The organism is Mesorhizobium sp. B2-4-19 (assembly GCF_006441315.1).
Classification (GTDB): domain Bacteria; phylum Pseudomonadota; class Alphaproteobacteria; order Rhizobiales; family Rhizobiaceae; genus Mesorhizobium.
On sequence record NZ_VFUV01000006.1, the window covers coordinates 46,953 to 66,383 of the forward strand.

Below are 19,431 nucleotides of genomic sequence, written 5' to 3' on the forward strand. Positions count from 1 at the left end.
AGGGGGGCGCCAAGGAATGCCGGCCTTCAGTCAAATCTCTCCCGGGCAAGACGGTCTCAAATGAGCCGATCCGTTGGCGGGACTGCGCTCCCCTCTGTCCTGCCGGAGATCTGCTGTCATCGCGACCTTCGCCAATCATGGTCACCCCGCCGTCCGTGCCAGCTGCATATCCACGAACTGCACGCCCCTGGCAGCCACCCCGGCCCATTCGGACTCCGCGTCGAGCTCCAGGTAGCGCGCCCAGAGCCGCCGCGCCTCGGGCAGATTGCCGGCGTCGAATTCCAGCCTGGCCAGGTTGAACACCGGATCGGCATAGCTCTTGTCGAGCGCGATCGCCTTCTGCAAATGCCGCCGCGCGGAGGCGTCGCGACCCTGCTCGCTCATCAGCCCGGCGAGGTTGAACCAGGCTTCGACGAAGGCCGGGTCGAGCTTGATCGCCCTGGCATAATCATGCGCGGCATCCGCCGCGTGGCCGCCGGCGCGCAGGCAGTTGGCGCGGTTAAAGGCGGCGATGGCATCGCTGGGGTCTATGGCGAGGCAGCGCTGGTAGAGCGCGGCGGCACCATCATGGTCGCCGCCCTCCTCCGCCGCTTCGGCCTCGGCGAACAAATCCTCCAGCGTGTCGTCGCCTTGTGCCGCGGCGCCCAGGTCGAACAGCAATTGCCCGTCGAGCTCGCTCTGGCCGCCTTCGAGATAGATCGCGTCGGGCCGGCCATGCTGCGAGCCGACATTGAGCGATTTGGCGGTGAGCGAGGCGACTGGGCCGGAACGGTGCACGGAGCGGGCGATCGCGCCCCAGGTGGCGCCGCCGGCCACCAGCCCGGCATATTTGCGCGCCAGGATCAGATCGCGGAAGGAATAGGGTTCGCAGTCATGCTCGAAGGCGTCGAACAGGCTGAGCAGGTCGAGGTCCGCGCCCGACAGCCTGGATTGCTCGATCAACGATTGCCGCGACAATGACGACGCCTCCGGCGCCTTCATCAGGCCGAGCAGGCGCAAAAAGCCGTTCTCGCTGATCAGCGTGCGCCCGGCCGCGCGCTCGGCGGCGACGTGGCGCTCGATCCCGGCATCGCCGCTTTTCGTCAATCCCGCCTTGGCGAGCAGCTTGCGGCCAAACACGACATGCGTGGTGCGCCTGGTGATGCCGCGCCGGAGCTGGCCGTGCTGGCGCTCGACCTCACGCGCGGCGAGCCGCAAGGGAAACGCCATCAGCGCGCCGATGGTCCCGAAAACGGCGCCCGAAACCGAAACGGCCGGTGCCGTCATTTCTTGCTCTTGCCGACCGCCTTGAGCAGACTGGCCTTCAGCGGATTTTCAGGCGCGCCACCCGCTGCCGCCTTCTTGGCGGCGGGCTTGGCCGCCACTTCATCGGCCTTGCTCTTCGACTTGGCCGGCGGCTTCGACTGCGACAGGCTGGCCTTCAGCGCATCCATCAGGTTGATGACATTGCCGCGCTCGGGCGCGGCCGCGATGATCGGCTTGTGGCCCTTGAGCTTCTCGCGGATCATCGCCATCAGCGCGATCTCGTAACGGTCCTCGTAATCCTTCGGATCGAAGGTGGTTTCCTTCTGCTTGATCAGCGCTTCGGCGAGCTCGAGCATTTCCGGGTCGGGTTTGCCGGCCGGGATGTTGCCGAAATATTCAGCAGTACCGCGCACTTCGTTCGGGTTCCTCAACGTGCACACGAACATGCCGTTCTCGCGCGCGCCGATCGTCACCACCCGCTCGCGGCTGGACAGCACCAGCCGGGCGATCGCCAGCTTGCCGGATTTGCGCATGGCCTCGCGCAGCACGGCGAAGGTTTCCTCCGCCATTGCCCCATCCGGCGCCAGGTAATAGGGCGCATCCTGGTAGATGACATCGACCTCGCCCTCGTCGACGAAGGCCTCAATGTTCATCGTGTGGTTGGATTCGATACGCACCGCGTCGAGGTCGGCTTCATCGATGATGATGTACTGCTTGTCCTCGTACTCGTAGCCCTTGACCAGGTCCGAGCGCTCGACGAGCCCGAGTTCGGGATCGACCGGCTTCATGTTGATGCGGTTATGGGTTTTCTTGTGCAGCTGATTGAACGAGATGCGCTCGCTGGTCGTCGTCGCCGGATAGAGCCGGACCGGACAGCTGACGAGGCTGAGCTTGAGATAACCCTTCCAACTTGCCCTGGGCGCCATGATACTCTCCTACGCGGCCATGCACTGTCACACTGGTGCAGCGCTTTTCGTCCGCAGGACGAACGAGGCTGCGCAAATCCTACACCGACCCCGCACAATACCGGCAAATCCCTGACGAAATCTTCCGCTGCGTCCTTGAGGTCGTTGGGGAGAGAATAATTCAAATTGTCGGAAGCGTCGATGGTGGGCGAGGCGCTGGTGATCAGCCGAATGCCTCTAAGCTTCGTCATCCTAGGGCGAAGCAAGGCGCGAAGCGACGCGCGCAGACCCTAGGATGACGAAAGATGGGTAGGCAAATCGCTGGCAAAATCCTCGATATCCGCCCAGGGATCACCCGACGTCTCCAGCAGCCCCGGCAGCGACGAATAATTCAGGTCCTGCGGCGCGTCGATCGCCTCCAGGTCGCTCCAGCTCACCGGCGTCGAGGCCGGCAAATTGGTGCGGGCGCGCAGTGAATAAGGCGCCGCGGAAGTGTGGCCGCGCGCGTTGCGGTGATAGTCGATGAAGATGCGCTTCTTGCGGTTTTCCTTGCCCATGGTGGTGGTGAATGTGTCGGGCGCGGTCGCCGCCAGATGCGTGGAGATGGCGCTGGTCGCCTGGTGCAGCTTCTTCCAGTTCTGCTTGGGTGTCACCGGCACGGTGATGTGGATGCCGCTGCCGCCGGACGTCTTGGCGAACGGCACCAGCCCCAGCCCCTCGAGCTCGCCCTTGATGTGGACGGCGGCTTCCACCACTTCGCGCCAGGAAATCCCCTCGCCCGGGTCGAGGTCGAAGACGATCTGGTCGGGCTTGTCGAGGCTCAAGCGGTGCGTGCCCCAGGTGTGGAACTCGACGACGCCGAACTGCGCCAGCGCCAGATAGCCTTTTGCCCCTTCGACCGAGAGGTAGGATTTGGTCTCGCCCTCGGAATTGGTCGCCTGGAACGTCACCACCGAGGGCGGCATACCGGTGAAGGCGTGGCGCTGGAAGAAACAGTCCTTTGGCAGCCCGGTCGGGCAGCGCACCAGCGACACCGGGCGGCCGAGGATGTGCGGCAGCATGAAGTCGCCGACCAGCGCGTAATAGACGGCGATGTCGAGCTTGGTCGGCCCGGTCTTGCCGAACAGCCGCCGCTCCGGATTGGTCACCCAGATGGTGGCGAGATCCGCCTCCGAGATCAGCCGCTTGCGCTTGGCCGAGACCGGCGTCGACAGGCCGACATCCCTGAGACCGCGAAACACGCCATGGCGCAACGCATTGTCCGCCGTGCGGTTGGCATAATGGATGCGCGCCGAAAACAGCGGCTTCACCCAGTGCATCTCGCGCATGATCTCGCGCGGCACGCCTTCCGGCGCCGTGGCGCCGGAAGTCAGCGGCTCCAGCCGGGCGAGCAGGTCGGCTGCCGTCTCGGCATCGAAGCCGGTGCCGACCTTGCCGCGATAGTGCAGCTCGCCTTTCTCCCATTCGGCCATGCCGAGTGCCGCCAGCCCTTCCGCGGCGTCCGAAATCGTGTAACCCGCGATGACGAAATCGTCCTTCTGCAGCGCCTTGCACTTGGTCCAGCTCTTGGTGCGGCCGCTCTGGTAGATCGCGGAGGCGCGCTTGGAGACGACGCCTTCGAGTCCGAGCTCCGTCGCCTGGTCATAGAGCCCCTGCCCCGAGCCCTCGACATGGTCGGAAAACTGGATGGCGGAATTCGCCCCGAGCCCGCCAAGCAGCTCGGCCAGCAGCGCCTTGCGCCGGATGAGCGGTGCCTTCAGCAAGTCCCAGCCGTCGAGATGCAGGAGGTCGAAGGCATAGAAATGCAGCTTGCTGCCGGCGCCCTCGGCCAGCGCGTCCTGCAGCAGCGCGAAGCGGCTGATGCCCTTGGCGTCGAGCACGACGATCTCGCCGTCGATGATCGCCTCGCGGCATGGCAGTCTGGCGAAGGCATGCGGCAGGTCGCCATAGCGCTTCGTCCAGTCGATGCCGCCGCGGGTGATCAGCCGCACCTGCCGGTCGGACAGATGCGCCATGGTGCGGTAGCCGTCGAATTTGATCTCGTGCAGCCAGAGTTCGTTGGTGTTCTCGCCAGGGCCTTCGCCGCCCGGCGGCCTCGGCGCCTGCGTCGCCAGCTGCGGCTCGATGCGGCTGAGCGCCGGCGCCTTCACCGCGCCGGGCAGTTCGCCGGGCTTCAGGGAACCCGGCTTTGGCGCGGACTTCGCCGCCGGTTTCGCGGCGGCCGCCAGTTCCTCGATGCGCAGGCCGGATTTCACGCTTTCCGGCCGCGCCTCCAGAACATTCAGCGCCGTGTCGGCGGCCAGGTCGCGCTCCTTGAACAGCAGCCAGTTCTTCTTGTTCTCGTCCTCGCCGGGCTTGGGCTTCAGGCGGGTCAGCATCCAGCCGCCATTGAGCTTTTCGCCGGCCAGCCGGAACTTGAAAGCGCCGGTGCGCAGGCTCTTCTCGACATCGTCCATCGGCGCCCAGGTGCCGGTGTCCCAGACGATCATCGGCCCGCCGCCATATTCACCCTCGGGAATGACGCCCTCGAAATCGATATATTCGAGCGGATGGTCCTCGGTCTCGACCGCCAGCCGCTTGTCGGCCGGGTTGAGCGAAGGTCCGCGCGGCACCGCCCAGCTCTTCAGCACGTCGCCGACCTGCAGGCGCAGATCATAATGGTCCGCGGTGGCGTGATGCTTGTGGACGACGAAGCCGTTGCCGTCGCCGGTGATCGGCCCGCCGGCCGGTTCCGGCGTTTTGGAAAATTCGCGCTTGGCGCGATAGGTTTTGAGTTTGGCGGAAGCGGGCATGATCAAGGACCGAAGCGCATGGCAAGCAGGAGCAACCGCCGCGTTCCGGAACGGATGGAAGTCACGCTCTCAATCGTCGGCAGCCGGGGTCAGCTCGAGCTCGGCCGGCGACAGGCCCTGCTGCAGCTGGGCGAGCCGGAACTCATCCACCCAATAGGCCTCGCCGTCGACCAGCACGCGTGCGCGGTAGGCCCCGTCCGAAAAGCTTTGCGCGGTGATGTAGACCTTGTGGGCGTCGAGCGCCTTGCGCACCGCGGCGCGCTTGGCATTCTGGCCGGTTACGGGACTGAACATGACGCTGCCCTCGGTCGCCCTGACACGTCGGGCGACTGGGCTCAAGGATGACGGAGACACGCCCTCCTGTCAATTTCGGGCATGAACACGGCGCGGACCGGCAAAAGCTTGCAAGCAGTCCGGACCGGAGCTGTTTTCAGCTTGCCGGCCCGGAACCACCACCGCCTTGTGTCCTTCCCAAGACAGTGGACCAGATAAAAGCGTCGACGACGATCCGCTTTGACATGGATCAACTGCGCCGTGCAGTCGGCGGCCGAGATGGCGATGCGCGGAATATCTTCTGGCGCCGGCCCATGCCGTTAGTCTCGCGAAAACCCCGCATGCCTGTCGAAATGCGCTCCCGGCGAACGACATTGGTGCGGCGCCGACGCGGCGCGGTCACCTCAAACAGGGAGCACCACCATGGCCAAGATGCTTGTCATCTACAAAAACCCCGCCGATCCGGCGGCCTTCGAGCGCCATTACCACGACATTCACGTGCCGCTGGCCAAGCAATTGCCCGGACTGCGGCGCTACGAGATCAGCCGGTCGCCGATCATGAATGTCCTGCCGGGCGAGACGCCCTACAGGGTCGCGATCCTCTATTTCGACAGTCTGGAGGCCATTCGCACGGCCTTTGACAGCGAGATCGGCCGGGCCTGCGCGGTGGATCGGCGCAAACTCGCCGGGGATGACGATCTGGTGACGATGCTGCTTTTCGACACCGAGCCGCTGTGAGCGGTCACCTCGTCGCGCGCAGCCGTCAATCGCTGCTCCCGAAGCCACTTCGGGAGCAGCGATTTCTTCAATTCTTCAGTCGCCGAAACCGCTGCATCACGCCCTGCACGGCCTTGTACAGCCCGGGCTTGGAGCGCACGAAAAGCTCGATCTTCCCGCGCAGCTGGATATAGGCGGTCGAGCCCCGGCCGCGCAGCGTCACCGCCTCGCACAATTCTGCCAGCACCGCGCTCGAAGCGCCGATGTGCTGCTTGTAGCCCTGGCTGCCGACCGACAGGTCGAAACAGTCGAGCCCCTGCGTCACCCCCCACATCATCAGCTTGCCAATCGTCGTCAGGCCTGGCGCGGCGTTGGCCACCGCGTCCTGATCGATCCCGAGCAGAAGCGCGTGCAAGGTGCCCTTCATGACAAGCACGTACATGACCGCGAGATAGGCGTCACCGACACGCAGCCCAAACAGCCGTACAGAGCCGTCGGACAGGCCTTGCAGCGCGGCGTTGCGGTAGAAATCGACGACCGGCGCCTGCGTCAGGAGGTCGAAGCGCCCGAGCTCGCGGAAGCGGTTGAGCCTGAGCTCGAGCAGGGTCGCGAAATGCGCCTCCACCATGTCGGGCGTCTCGGCTTCGACCAGGTCGAGCTTGCCCATCTGTTCGAAGCGGCGGCAGTGCTTGTGGAAATTCTTGGCGAAGGACGATTTGCAGATGCGCTTGATCAGCGTCTGCGGATCGCCATTCAGGGCCAGGCTCGAAGCGATCTGGATGGAATCGCGCGCCTGTGAAAGCAGCGCCAGCGGATTGGCGACGCCGTGAATCTCCCGCGGAATCCCCGCTATGTGGAAGCGGTCCGTCGGCGGCAGCACGGCGCGCACCGCCGCCCAGGCGGCGTCGGCGCTCTGCGTGGTCCAGGGTCTCGCATCGGCCAGCAGCGGCGCGGAATAATCGCATACGCCGCAGCTCAGCCATTCGATTACATAATGGCCCATGGCCCGGCGGCGCATCAGCGGCAACAGCATGACCGGCGCGCCCGTATCGCCGTTGACCTCGACGACCAGCAGTTCCGCGCTTTTGGGCATCAGACGGTTTGCGATCCCTTCCACCCAGGCAAGGCCCTGATGGCCCGTGCACACGCCGGTCGCCTCGAGGCGCAGCCACAGCGGCCTTACGGAATCGAAGCTGGTGTGCAGCCGCGCGGCAAAGCGCGCGGCGCCCCAACCGGCGATAATTGGGGAAAGAGGTTGGTCCGGTGCATCCCCCACCGCGACTATTCGTACTGCCTGGCCTGCCACGTACTTCTCCCGTCCGTTCAGGCCTGCTCTCGACGTCCTCCACGCGAACGCCGCAAACCTCGCATCAGTCTCTGGGCCACGTTGAGCAGCCGTGGGTTGGATCGCACGAAGGCCTCGGTCCGGTTGCGCAGATCGATGGCGTTGCTCGCCGCCCTGCCCCGCATCGTGTACCCATGGCAGAGTTCCACAAGAACCGAACCCTTGGCGCCCATGTGTTCCTTGTAGCTCTGGTTGCCGACCGACAGGTCGAAATAACCAAGGTCTTGCTCGCGTGCCCACCTCATCAACCTGCCAATGATCGCCATTCCAGGTGAGACGTTGGGCACGACGCTCTGGTCCATAGCTATCAGGAGAGCATGAACAGTCCCTTGATGGACAAGCAGATATTGAACCGCGATCAGGGAGCCGCCGACGCGCAGCCCGAAGAGCCGCACCGAACCGTCCGACAAGCCCTGAATGGCCGCGGCACGGTAGAAATCGACAACCGCCTCCTGCGTCAGCAGGTCGAAGCGGCCAAGCTCGCGGAAGCGGCTGAGCCGCATCCGGACCAGTTCGCCGAAGATTTCCTCCACCTGGTCCGGCGAAACGGCTTGGACGAGTTCCACATCGCCGAGCCTTTCAAGCCGGCGCCAGTCCTTGCCGAATTCCTTGACGAAAGATGGCCTGCAGAGACGCTTGAGCACGGTTTCCGGGTCGCCGTCGATGGCAAGACCAAAGGTGGTCTGCACGGAATCGCGTGTGGTCGTCAGCAAGGCCAGGGGATTGGCGACGCCGCTGATCTGCCGCGGTATTCCCGTGATATGGAAGCGATCCGCCGACGGCAGCACGGAACGCACCGCCGCCCACGCAGCCTGGGCCGATTGGGCGGTCCACGCACCCGCATCGGCCAGCAGCGGTGCCGAATAGTCGCACACGCCACAGCTCAGCCACTCGATCACGCGATGCTGGAAGGCTGAGCGCAGCATCAGCGGCACCAGCATCAAGGGCGCGCCCGTTACCGCATCGTTCACTTCAACGATGAGCGGCTCCGCGCCTGCCGGCATCAGCCGCGCCACGATCCCCTCGACCCACGCAAAATGCTGGTGGCCGGTGCAGACACCGTCCATTTGGAAGCGCAGCCAGAGCGGCCTGACCGCTTCAAGGCTTGTGTGCAATCGCGCCGTGTAGGCATCGATCGCGGGGACGGTCACAGGACGGGAGGCTTCCGCTACGGGCAAGCCGTCATCCACCGCAGCAATTTGCACTGCCTGGCCAGCCACATCCATCTCCTATCGTTTTACCGCGGCGAACGTGACCGCCCGCCGCCAGGAGCCCAAACGGCTGTTACGCTGCTGGTCCGGATGCTCGATGTTCCACATGCGGTGGTGCGCGAAATACCATGATGCCGCGAGCACGAAGGTCTCGGAGACCGCGGAGCCCAGCAGCGCCCATGGTGGGGACGCGACGGCCAGCAGGATGGCGATCAGCGCCAGCCCGACGATGGCGCCGCCCATGGTGATGAAGGCGACGATGCGGAAATCACCGAATATCTCCAGGACGATGCGGGGCATGATGTAGAGCATGATCGGGATGAAATTCGCCGTCACGAAAAGCCCGATGAAGCCGACCGAGGCATCCTGCAGAGCCTGGGACTTGATCATCGGCAGGACGAACAGGATGGCGCATCCATAGGCCAGGCCGCCCAGCCCCATGACCACCGACCAGATCTTCGCCTGAGACCAGACGCGGCGCGTTTCATTGCGCCGCATCAGCTTGGCGAGCTCCGGCTGCGTCATGTTGACGAAAGCAAGGCTGATGATGCGCAGCGGCGCGAACAGCACGATCACCGCCGCCAGCGGCGCGTAAGCCGCGGGTCCGGCAATGCCGGCGACCAGCAGTGCCAGGCATTGCCCCTGGATGTTGGTGGTGGTCGCGCTGAAGGCAGACCAGCACAGCTGACGCCAGAGTCTGGTATAGCGCCGCCGTGTCGGCATGCGGAAGCTGATGCGAAGCGTGCGCGGCGCCAGCCGGGCCAGGACGAGGATGCCGATCACATTGGCAGCGGCAAGGGCATAGAACACGGTCTGCAGCGCGGCCTCGGCGAACCAGATCGCCAGGCCGGCGAACACGGTGCCTGCGATTGTGAAGGCCGCGTCGCTGACGGAGACGATCACCTGCTGGCGGCGCGCGAAGAATGCCGTGCGCATATGGCTGCGCACCGACCATGCACCGACGAAGCAGCCGGCCGCAATGCCGCTCGGGTCGCCCAGGAGATGCATCAGGACAGCCGTGCCGACGGCCATCAGCAGCGCCACCACCAGCGCCGCGGATCCGAAGGCCACGTCATGGGCATCGACGCCGGCGCTGTTGGTGCTCTTGCCCATCCATATCGAGGCCGGAACCGCGGTGAGCGACCTGATATAGGACAGGCCGACGCCGCCCATGACCATGGCGATGGCGAAAAGGCCGTAGCCTTGAGCCGACAGCATGTGCAGCAGCGCGATGTTGAGGGCGAAATGAAAGCCGCTCTGCATCGCCTCGCCGCCGATCATCAGCACGAGGCGCCGCACCAGATGGAGGGGGAACTTCACGGCCGTGTCTCCGCCTGGCGGGTGCTGGCCGTCCGACCCGGCCTTGCGATCGCAGCCTTCAGCTTGTCGGCGGCGATCGCCGCGATCGCGGCCGCGGCGACGGGTTCGCTGAACACCGTCTCGTAGCGCTTGCGCCCGGCGGCGACGAAACCGCGCCAGGCCTCGGGGGCGAGGATGATCTCCTGCAACTTCGCGGCCAACGCTACTGCATTGCCTGGCGGAACATGCCAGCCGGTCTCGCCGTCGGCGACCACTTCGATCAGCCCGCCGATCGCCGACACCAGCGGCGGCCGGCCATAGGCCATCGCCTCGATGGCGACACGGCCGAGCGATTCCGGACGCCGCGACGGCACGGTGACGATGTCGGCCCAGCGATAATGCTCCGAAGGGTCAGGGATGAAGGGCAAGGCGCTGACCTGTCCGGCCAGCCCCATGGTTTCGACCAGTTCGGCCAGCGCGCGTTCGCGCTCGACGCTTTCGAACGCGCCGCCGACCAGCCGCACCTCGATCCTTGACTTGACTTCGGCCGGCAGCGAGGCGATCGCCTCCAGAAGCACTTCCTGGCCCTTGATCCGGTTGACGCGGCCGAGCAGCAGCACCCGCAGCGGGCGCTTGCCGTCATAGGTCATCGCCTCCGCTGCCGCTGGACCGGCAACGCCGTTATAGACGACATAGGAGCGCGCCGATCGCGGCTCGCCGAACGTGTCGCGCGTCGCCTTCGAATTGAAGATGAGATCGGCATGGCTCCAGTGCATGAGCCCGACGAGGATCCGGCGCAGCACGCCTTCGGGAATTTCATGGATGTGCAGCAGCGCCTTGGAAGGCAGCAGCCGCGAGGCCAGCGCATAATCGGCGACGATCGAAGTGTTGACATAGACGAGGTCGCAAACGCTGAGGCGCCGCCATGCCCGCCACAGCGCGACCGGCAGCCGCGCCATCTCGATGGTCGCCAGCCTCAGCATCGCCTGGCGCCTGAGCACCCAGAGCGGCTCGAAGACGATGCGGCTGGCATGGGGCTGAAGGATTTCGACGATCGGTCCGCTGCGCGGCAGGACCACTTCGATGTCGGCCGACGGAAACGCGGCGCGCAGCGCCGCCACGCTCTCCGCGAAGCTGCGGTCGGAGCCGTAGAGTTCGTAGCCCTGATGAATGCAGGCAATCCGCATCTTCGCGCGCATCTTTCTGCCAGGGGTGGTGTGACGATTCCGCCGCCTGACCATACCGGCGACCGGAAACGTCAAGCCCAACACCCCTTTTGGACTTCACTGGTTCTCAGTGCGGTCATGAAACGGATCTGCATCCGGTTCACCACACCAACGCTGCACGCCTTCCGCCGATTCCGGCGCGCAGAAGTCCATCAGCAAGGTTCATGCCGGGCTAATATATCCATTCGCGGGCCGACTGGCCCCGACATCGCCTCGTTTCGGTACACATACGTTCGGAAAGTTGACCGATAGTGAAACAACTCCGGCGGCTGGAACAAATATTTTACAACCCCGATGCGACAATGGCTGGAATCAGGCCTGGCAGGCATTTTGCAAGGCTGCGGTTTTGAGACGGGACAGCCCTCCACAGCGGATCGGACGGATTTGAAAGCGCCAGCAGCCATGAAACCGGAACAGCCTTCCATCCTGATCCTGGGAACGCGCGGCATCCCCGCGGCCCATGGCGGCTTTGAGACCTTCGCCGAGAGACTGGCGCTTTTCCTGGTCGCACGCGGCTGGAAGGTCGGCGTCTACTGCCAGGAAGAGGTCGAGCGGGTCGACCAGAGGGTGCGCCTCGACAGCTGGCGCGGCATCGACCTCATCCACGTCCAGGTTGCCTCGAAAGGCCCGCGCGCGACGTTGGAATTCGACTGGCAATGCGTGCTCGACGCCGCGCGCCGGCCCGGCGTCTGCCTGGTGCTCGGCTATAATGGCGCGGTCTTTCTGACCTGGCTCAGGCTGATGCGGCGCAAGGTCATCACCAATATGGACGGCATCGAGTGGCGCCGCCCCAAATGGGGGCGCGCGGCGCGCACCTGGTTCTGGCTCAATGAGTGGATCGGCGCCTGGGCTTCGCACCGGCTGGTCGCCGACCATCCGGTCATTGCCGATCACCTGGCGACGCGCCGGCCGCGCAGCGCCATTTCCACCATCGCCTATGGCGCCGATCCGGTGACATCGGCACCCGAGGCGCCGGTGCGCGCGCTCGGCCTCGAGCCCGGAAAATACCTGATCTCGATCGCGCGCATCGAGCCCGACAACAGCATCCTGCCGATCGTCGAAGCCTTCTGCAGCCGCAAGCGCGACATGAAGCTGGTGGTGCTGGGCACGCTGTCCGACCAGATCCCCTATCATGTCGCGGTCCGCAAGGCGGCGAACGCCTCTGTGGTCCTGCCCGGCGCCATCTACGACCAGGCGGCGGTGAAGGCACTGCGATACCATGCGCGCGCCTATATGCATGGCCACACGGTCGGCGGCACCAACCCGTCGCTGGTCGAAGCGCTGGCCGCCGGCAACATGGTGATCGCGCACGACAATCCTTACAACAGATGGGTCGCCGGGGCCGCCGCCATCTATTTCACCGACAGGCAAAGCTGCGCCGAGCGGATGCAGCAGGCGATGGAGGATGACGCTCTGGTCAAGGCCTGCGGCGAGGCCGCCAGGACACGCGCCCGCGAAGCGTTCCGCTGGGAGGATGTGCTGCTGGCCTACGAGAATGAGGCCTACCGGCTTCTCGGCGTGAGCGCCGCGAGAACGGCCGCGATCGACCGCCCCTCGCCCGGCGCGGTATGACGGGCTGGTCGCGCCGGCGGCTTCTCACCTCCGCGCTGTCGACGGCGCTGGTGCCTGCCGCCGCATCGCTGGCGCCGCTTTCCGCCTCGTCCGCCCTTGCCGCCAATGGCGCATGGCGTTTCCGCCGTGGCGTCAACGCCTGGCCCTGGTTCTCGCTGACACGCGAATTTCCCGCGCCGCGCACCGACTATGACTGGCCGCCCTTCCAGTCGCAGCGGCCGGTGCCGACCCCGGACGACCTTGGTCGGCTACGCCAAACCGGGCTCGATTTCATCCGCCTGCCCGTCGATCCCGGCCCGTTCCTGGCAGGAGACGACGCCACGCGCGCAAAATTGCTGGACATGCTGGATGCTGCCGTCGCCGCCACGCTCGACGCCGGTCTCGGCATCATCGTCAACGTCCAGGCCAATGGCGCCACCCATTACTGGAACCCCGACCGCATGCTCTCCAGCACCGACGCTCCGGCCTTCGACCTCTACCGGGCACTGGTCGGCGAGCTTGCCGGCAGGCTGGCGCGCTTCACGCCAGGCATGGTGGCGCTGGAACCGGTCAACGAACCGGCGCAATCCTGCGATTCCAACGTCTGGTCGCGGGTCCAGTCAGCCCTGCTGACAGCGGCCAGGGCGACAGCCCGCACCTTGCCGCTGGTCGTCACCGGCGGCTGCGGCTCGATGGTGAGCGGGCTGGCGGCACTCGATCCGGCGCCGCTGGCGGCCTTCGAGCCGATCCTGTTCACCTTCCACTTCTACGAGCCCTATCTGTTCAGCCATCAAGGCGCACCCTGGATGCGCGAGCCGGTCTATCGTTCGCTGAACAATGTGCCGTGGCCGGCCTCCGCCGGTTCGCTCGACGCGACGCTCGCCTCCGTCAGGACGCGCATGGCGCAGGATACCGAGACCTCGGACGCGGACAAGCAGGCCGCCTACGCCGAAACCGAGCGCGTGCTGAAAGTCTATTTCGACGCCCGGCCCGACCGCTGGTTCATCGACAAATATCTCAGCCAGGCGCGCGACTGGGCCGACAGAAACGGCATTGCCCCGGAGCGCGTCATCATGGGCGAATTCGGCGCGCTGCGCACCGATACCCGCTACACGGCCGCCCCCAACCACGACCGCGCGCGCTACATTTCCGATGTCCGTCAGAGCGCCGAGGCGGCCGGCTTCCCCTGGGCCTTCTGGGACCTCTTCGACGGCATGGGCATGATGGACGACACCACGCGCGCGCTGGATCCGGCGATGGTCGAGGCGCTGGGGTTGAGGATGCCGCAGTAGGCGGGGTACGGATCGCGCCTTTGCTCGGAACCGGGAGCGGCGCAAGAACTTGTTCTAGAGACAACATGGAAAGAGCCTGGTGCGTGGGGACTTTGCTCGCCGTCGCCCGCCATGCTGCAAGAGCCTATGTCGCCGAAGGCATCTCGGAAGCTCAGGCGCTCGATAGAATCCTGGTGTTGTTTAAGGCAGAGTTCGCGGCGCCGACAGACGCACCTTCGCAGACGATCACCGCGACCTGTTCGTCCTCACCACCGCCCGCGCCGGCCGGTACAGCACCAGCGCGATCACCACGAATTTGGTCATCAGCGTCGTCTTCGACGCCAGGCTTTCGGAGGTGTTGAGCAGGATCAGCCAGCCCAGCATCAGCAGCCAGATGCCGGCATGGCAGCGGCGCGCCACTTCGTGCATGAACAGCGCGAAGCCGACAAACAACAGCAAGGTGAAGAAGGCGCCCTGGTAGAGCACCATGCGGATGACCGGGTTCTCGATGCCCTGTTCGAGGCCGCTGATGCGGCGCAGGCTTTCGATGAGGTCGATATCAGGCCCCACGATCAGGTCGCGCAGTTCGAAATGTTTGAACAGTTCGAACATCTCGACCCGGGCATTGGCGCTGCCGGAGTCCGACACGAAGCGCTCGAGCAGCGCATCGAAAAAGCCGTAGGCCGCCGCGACCGCGATGACCACCGGCACCAGCGCGGCAAGGATCAGGCCGAGCGCCGCGCCAAGCAGGTTGACGCGCCCCGAGCGCAAGCCGCGCAGCCCCTGGATGAGCAGGTAGCAGCCGCCGAGAACGATGGTCAGCACCATCGCGGAGCGGCCGCCAAAGGCGACGAGGGCCGCAAATTGCAGGCCGATCAGTCCGAGCCGCAGCGGCATGGACAGGGATCTCGAACCGGAGAGCAGCGCCAGCACATAGATCGAGGTGACCGTGGCATTGGACAGCGGATGACCCTGAAGCGCCGTCGAGCGCAGGTCGCTCATGAACACCTCGCCGTCGAGGCGATAGGGGAAGAGCAGCGTCTTGGTGGCGAACTCGAACAGAGCGAGCAGCGCGTTCACGGTCATGATGGCGTGAACGACGGTCTGCATCCGGGCGAATGTCTTCTCGTCGTCCTCGGCCAGCATCATCACCAGCAGCGCCGGCGCCACGAAAGTGTCGATCATGCCGGCCATGCCGGGACGCTGCCTGACGACGACGACGACCAGCAGCACGATCGAGATGACCGCCATCAGCGTGCTGGCCGGCCGCCGGTCGGCGACGGCCACCAAATAGCCGACCGGGTTGCCGAAGGTGCAGGCGCGCCAGGCAAACACCAGCACGAGCAGATAGGTCGACGGATGGATCTTGGTCGCAGGGTTGCCGGTCAGGCCATCGTAATTGTAGCCCACCAGCCACAGCATGCCGCCGGAGATGGCGAACAGCAACGCCACCGTCATGACCAGGCCGAAGCGCGTGACCCAGTCGACGGTATCGCCGGCGCGGGCGGGGGCTTGATCCGAACCGGCCCAGCCGGCTGCCGGGTTGGCCGTCCGGGTGGCGGTCCCGGTCGTGGCCATGTCAGGCAGCCTCGTCGACCAGCAAGGCGCCGGTCGGCAGCCGCCCCATGACGGAAATGGCCTGCGAGGCCGCCGTGACGTCGCGCATCGGTGTCGAGTTCAGCGTCGCGACCATCACGATCTCGTCGACCATGGCGACCAGCGGCGAGGCGTTGAGATTGTCGGCAAGCGCGCCGCCGTCGACGACGACGAGGTCGAAGTTGCGGCCTGCCTGGGCCAGCATGTGCTGCGTGAAATAGACGCCCTGCGCCTCGGAGAAGACGGCCTTTTGCCGGCCCCTGCCCAGCACCGCGACATTGCTGCCGGCGGTATGCTGGCTGAGCGCCTCGAAGGCATATTCGCCGCGCAGCACGTCGAGCAGGCCGGGCTGCTGCTCCTTCTTGCCGCTGCCGGCATTGGTGTCGATGAACAGGACACGGCTGCCCCTGGCGGCCGCGGCATTGGCGAGCAGCCGCGCCACCCGGCCGCGATGCGCGGCGTCTTCCGGCGGCGACGTCAGCAGGATGGACGGCACCAGCGGCCAGTTCGGCGGACGCCGGCTGGAGGCGAACAGCCGCCTCAGCGCCAGGCCCGCGACCGCATCCGTCTTCTGGCCGGCCGCGGCGGCGGCGCCGCCGAAAGGCCACCAGCGGCGGCCACTGCCCGCCTTTGCCGACAGCACGCCGAACACCGGTGCGTCGATGGCCGATTGCATCTGCGCGCTGGAAAGCACGGTCGGCGAGGAATATTCGGCGATCAGCGCCAGCGCGGTGCCCAACCCCAGCCCGCCGAAGAGGGCGCCGAAAACCAGCAGCGGCAAAGGCGGCCAGCTCTTGTTCAGGGCGGGCATGGCGTTGGAGATGATGCGCGCATTGGTGCTGTCGACATTGATCTGCTCGCGCGTCTCCTGCGCCCGCTGCAGATAGGTGGCGTAGACCGAGCGCACCGCCTCGAGGTCGCGCTGCAATTCCCGCAGCCTGACCGAGGCCTGGTCGGTGTCGAGCGACTTGCTCTTCATGCCGGCGACCTTGGCTTCGAGCGCCTGCTGGTTGGCCAGCGCCCGCTCGTAGTCGGTTTCGGCGGCGGCGCTGATGCGGCCGAGTTCGCGCGCGATGAGGGCGCGCGTGTCGCGCAGCTGTTGCTGGGCGGCGATCATCGAGGGGTGACGCGGCCCAAGTTCCGTGCCGAGCTGCGAGACCTGGTCGACAAGCGTCGCCTCCTGCGCCCGCAGGCTCGAGATGACCGACGAGCGCATCGCTTCCGACGTGGCGTCCGGCGCACTACCGGAGCGGCGCAACTGGTCGACCTGCGCCTTCAGCGCCGCGGTGCGGCTCTGTGCCGCTGAAAGCTGCGTGTTGATCTCGGTCAGTTCCTGGTCGCTGACCAGATTGCCAGCCGCCATCACCATATTGTGGGCGGATTTGTAGGCCTCGACGGCGTTCTCGGCCTGCTGCACGCGCTTGCGCTGCTCCTCCAGCCGCGCGGTGATGGAATCGGAAGCGTCCGTGGCCATCTTCGCGCGCGCGCTCGCCTGGTCGGCCAGGTAGGCCTGCGCGATGGCGTTGGCGAGCTTCGCCGCCTTGTCGGCGCTCTTGGCGGTGACGATCACGTCGAGCACCAGCACCTTGTCGGCGCGCTTCACCGCCAGCCGCCGGCGCAGCGCGTCGAGCGTCTTGCCCGTACTGTCGGTTTCGGCCGATCCCGAGCCCAGCACGCCGCCGAGCAAGCGGCCCAGCAATCCGCCCTGCCCGTTGAATTCCGGATCCTCGGTCAGGTTGGTCGCCTGGATGGCCCGCAGCAGCACGCCCGTCGACTGGACGACGCTGACCTGGCTTTCCACCATGGTGATGCCGCCGTCGGGCGGCACGCGGCTCGGATTGACGTCGTTGGTGACCACCTGCAGGTCTTGCGGATCGATGAGGATTTCCGCCACCGAACTGTAGAGCGCCGGCGTCATCAATCCATAGACCAGCGCCCCGAGGGTCAGCAGCGCGGCGGTCAGCAAGATCAAGAAACGGCGGCGCACCAATATGCGCTTCACGTCACCCAGCTCGACGGTCGAGGATGCGTAGGGCGCCGTCGGCACTGGCTCCGGCGCATATTGCGTCGCCTCCGGAGCGGGTTGTTGCGGCAACGAGAGCAGGGATGATTGCAAAGGTCGCTCCGACAACACTCCATGTGCCTGCAAGTGTAAATTGCAGCTTCGACCTAGCTATTCCTCCAACTGTTAAAACACTGTTAATTATGTTGAGAGCTCTTCCGATTTTTGGCACGGAGTTTGCCTAATAAAGGCACGTGCGTGTCGACACGGGCGCTGGCGAGCAGGAGACGAATGGAAATGGGGCAGCAGATCAGTCCAGACCATCCGTGCGGCCATCTCTCCTGCCCTATTTTCGAACACCGGCCAGACACCAATCAAGATGCTAGGGGTGCGACATGCAAGTGAGCCTGCGCCTGGACAGCGAATGCGTCCGTGCTTTTCACCTGCTGCTGGTGCAGCGCCTGGCGGCACTGGCGCAGGTCGAGGTGTCCGTCGATGCCAGGCCGGCTGGAAGCGGCATTCCAGGCAGTGCCGCGGCATTGTTCCAGCTTGAGACAGCCATTCATGGCCTGCCGGCGGACGGGCTGGCCAAGCGCCAGCCGCTGACGGCGCTGGCACCCTATCGGACGCAGCCGCCCGCCTCTGCCGAACTGGTGATCGACCTCTGCGGCGACGTGAGGCTGGAAGGAACGCGGGTCTGGCGCGTCACCTATGACGGCGCCGCCGGCGAAGCAGCCTTGCTGGCGCTGATCCTCGACGGCCGCACGCCGATTGCCCGCATCGAGGAGAGCGGCGCCACCGTCGCCGAAGGACGCCTGGGCACCGAATATGGCGGCATCGCGCTGGCCTCCTTCCAGGACATGCTGGCGCGCACCGCAGGCCTGATCCTCGCGGCAATGACCGGCGCGGCGCGGGCCGCCCTGCCGGTGCTGCCCGAACCGGCGCAGACCGGTGGCCCGCCACGGATACCCTCCACCACCAAGCTCGGCATCAGGGCGGGCAAGGCGCTGGCGCGGCGCATCGTCCAGAAGATCTACCATCTCTGCTACAACGCCCCCCACTGGAAGGTCGGCTGGCGCGAGACCAAGGGGCAGGATCTGTTCGATCTGCGCGCGCATCCGGCAACCGGCTGGCAGGTGCTGCCCGACGACGGCAGCCGCTTCTACGCCGATCCGTTCCCGATCCTATACCAGGGACAAGTGACCCTGTTCGTCGAGGACTATATCCATCGTCTCGGCCGGGCCATCATTTCCGCCGTGCCGTTCGGTCCGTCGGGGCCGATCGGGCGTCCCGAGCCTGTGCTCGACCTGCCCTACCACCTCTCCTACCCCTTCGTCTTCGAGCGCGACGGCGAGGTCTGGATGGTGCCGGAAAGCTGCGCAAACCGCACCGTCGATCTCTACCGCGCCACCGCCTTCCCCGGCGGATGGGTCAAGGAAGCCACGCTCTTGTCCGACATCGTCGCCAGCGACGCCACTCTGGTCGAGCATGGCGGGCGCTGGTGGCTGTTCGCCACCGTCCGGGACGGCGGCGGCGCCTTCTCCGATGCGCTGCATCTGTGGTCGGCGCCGGACTTCCGCGGCCCCTGGACACCGCATCCCAAGAACCCCGTGCTGGTCGACATCGCCTCGGCGCGGCCGGCTGGTCGCATGGTCAGGCGCGGCAACGACCTGCTGCGTCCGGTGCAGGATTGCCGCAGGAGCTATGGCGCGGCCCTTGGCATCGCACGCGTCGCTCACCTTGATTTGAACGGCATGGAGCAAGTCGTCGAGACCATCTTAACGCCTGGGGCGCTATGGAATGGGCGCAAGCTGCACACGCTCAACGAGGCGGGCGGCCTGGAATTCATCGACGGCTCGGCGATCGCGCCGCGCTGGAAACAGAAGCGTTCGCCGTTAACGTAAACAATCGTTACTACCAGCCACCCGTGCTGGTTGCTTGAGGTTGATATGGGCCGGAAGATATTTCCACTGCAGGCAGGCGCAAGATGACCAGCAG

14 protein-coding genes are annotated in these 19,431 nt (G+C 65.8%); 4 read left to right on the top strand and 10 right to left on the bottom strand.

Features of this window, described 5'->3' with window-relative positions; translation table 11 throughout:
* Window positions 1–141: 141 nt before the first annotated feature.
* The 4 genes from FJ546_RS12525 to FJ546_RS12540 all read right to left on the bottom strand — a co-directional run bounded on the left by FJ546_RS12525 (window position 142) and on the right by FJ546_RS12540 (window position 5,236).
* A complete protein-coding gene (locus FJ546_RS12525) occupies window positions 142–1,266 on the bottom strand; it encodes a tetratricopeptide repeat protein (protein WP_140889618.1) in 1,125 nt (374 codons plus the stop codon).
* Window positions 1,263–2,171, bottom strand: a complete 909-nt coding sequence (locus tag FJ546_RS12530; protein WP_140889619.1) for a Ku protein — start codon at window positions 2,169–2,171, stop codon at window positions 1,263–1,265. The genes FJ546_RS12525 and FJ546_RS12530 overlap by 4 nt, the downstream gene beginning before the upstream one ends.
* A gap of 269 nt (window positions 2,172–2,440) precedes the next feature.
* Entirely contained in the window at window positions 2,441–4,942 is a 2,502-nt protein-coding gene (ligD, locus tag FJ546_RS12535) for a DNA ligase D (RefSeq protein WP_140889620.1), read from the bottom strand.
* 69 nt (window positions 4,943–5,011) lie between these two features.
* Window positions 5,012–5,236, bottom strand: coding sequence for a hypothetical protein (locus FJ546_RS12540; RefSeq protein WP_095775076.1), 225 nt, complete (start codon window positions 5,234–5,236; stop codon window positions 5,012–5,014).
* A gap of 402 nt (window positions 5,237–5,638) precedes the next feature.
* Between FJ546_RS12540 and FJ546_RS12545 the strand changes: the two genes are divergently transcribed.
* Entirely contained in the window at window positions 5,639–5,953 is a 315-nt protein-coding gene (locus FJ546_RS12545; RefSeq protein WP_140889621.1) for an EthD family reductase, read from the top strand.
* Window positions 5,954–6,020: 67 nt separating this feature from the next.
* Here the strand turns inward: FJ546_RS12545 and FJ546_RS12550 are convergent, their stop codons facing one another.
* Genes FJ546_RS12550 through FJ546_RS12565 form a run of 4 tightly spaced genes read right to left on the bottom strand, consistent with a single transcriptional unit; the run spans window position 6,021 to window position 10,986 of the window.
* Window positions 6,021–7,238 carry a GNAT family N-acetyltransferase gene (locus FJ546_RS12550; protein ID WP_140889622.1) on the bottom strand — a complete coding sequence of 406 codons (1,218 nt, stop codon included), beginning with the start codon at window positions 7,236–7,238 and terminating at the stop codon, window positions 6,021–6,023.
* A gap of 17 nt (window positions 7,239–7,255) precedes the next feature.
* Window positions 7,256–8,503: a GNAT family N-acetyltransferase gene (locus FJ546_RS12555; protein WP_181167914.1), complete on the bottom strand. Its 1,248-nt coding sequence runs from the start codon at window positions 8,501–8,503 to the stop codon at window positions 7,256–7,258.
* Window positions 8,504–8,506: 3 nt separating this feature from the next.
* On the bottom strand, window positions 8,507–9,808 hold the full coding sequence (locus tag FJ546_RS12560; RefSeq protein ID WP_181167915.1) for a hypothetical protein: 1,302 nt from the start codon (window positions 9,806–9,808) through the stop codon (window positions 8,507–8,509).
* Entirely contained in the window at window positions 9,805–10,986 is a 1,182-nt protein-coding gene (locus FJ546_RS12565) for a glycosyltransferase (RefSeq protein ID WP_246686823.1), read from the bottom strand. Before FJ546_RS12565 ends, FJ546_RS12560 begins: the two co-directional genes overlap by 4 nt.
* A gap of 429 nt (window positions 10,987–11,415) precedes the next feature.
* Between FJ546_RS12565 and FJ546_RS12570 the strand changes: the two genes are divergently transcribed.
* Together FJ546_RS12570 and FJ546_RS12575 are read left to right on the top strand one after the other, a co-directional pair.
* Window positions 11,416–12,585, top strand: a complete 1,170-nt coding sequence (locus tag FJ546_RS12570; RefSeq protein ID WP_140889623.1) for a DUF1972 domain-containing protein — start codon at window positions 11,416–11,418, stop codon at window positions 12,583–12,585.
* Window positions 12,582–13,856: a cellulase family glycosylhydrolase gene (locus FJ546_RS12575; protein ID WP_140889624.1), complete on the top strand. Its 1,275-nt coding sequence runs from the start codon at window positions 12,582–12,584 to the stop codon at window positions 13,854–13,856. Before FJ546_RS12570 ends, FJ546_RS12575 begins: the two co-directional genes overlap by 4 nt.
* 225 nt (window positions 13,857–14,081) lie before the next feature.
* On the opposite strand, the gene FJ546_RS12580 is transcribed toward FJ546_RS12575, so the two are convergent.
* Window positions 14,082–15,413 carry a VpsF family polysaccharide biosynthesis protein gene (locus tag FJ546_RS12580; protein WP_140889625.1) on the bottom strand — a complete coding sequence of 444 codons (1,332 nt, stop codon included), beginning with the start codon at window positions 15,411–15,413 and terminating at the stop codon, window positions 14,082–14,084.
* A 1-nt stretch (window position 15,414) separates the two neighbouring features.
* The gene (locus FJ546_RS12585) at window positions 15,415–17,547 is read right to left on the bottom strand and encodes a Wzz/FepE/Etk N-terminal domain-containing protein (protein WP_181167916.1); all 2,133 of its coding nucleotides are present in this window, start codon (window positions 17,545–17,547) and stop codon (window positions 15,415–15,417) included.
* A gap of 281 nt (window positions 17,548–17,828) precedes the next feature.
* On the opposite strand from FJ546_RS12585, the gene FJ546_RS12590 reads away from it, so the two are divergent.
* Entirely contained in the window at window positions 17,829–19,337 is a 1,509-nt protein-coding gene (locus FJ546_RS12590; protein WP_140889626.1) for a formyl transferase, read from the top strand.
* The last annotated feature ends 94 nt before the right edge of the window (window positions 19,338–19,431 follow it).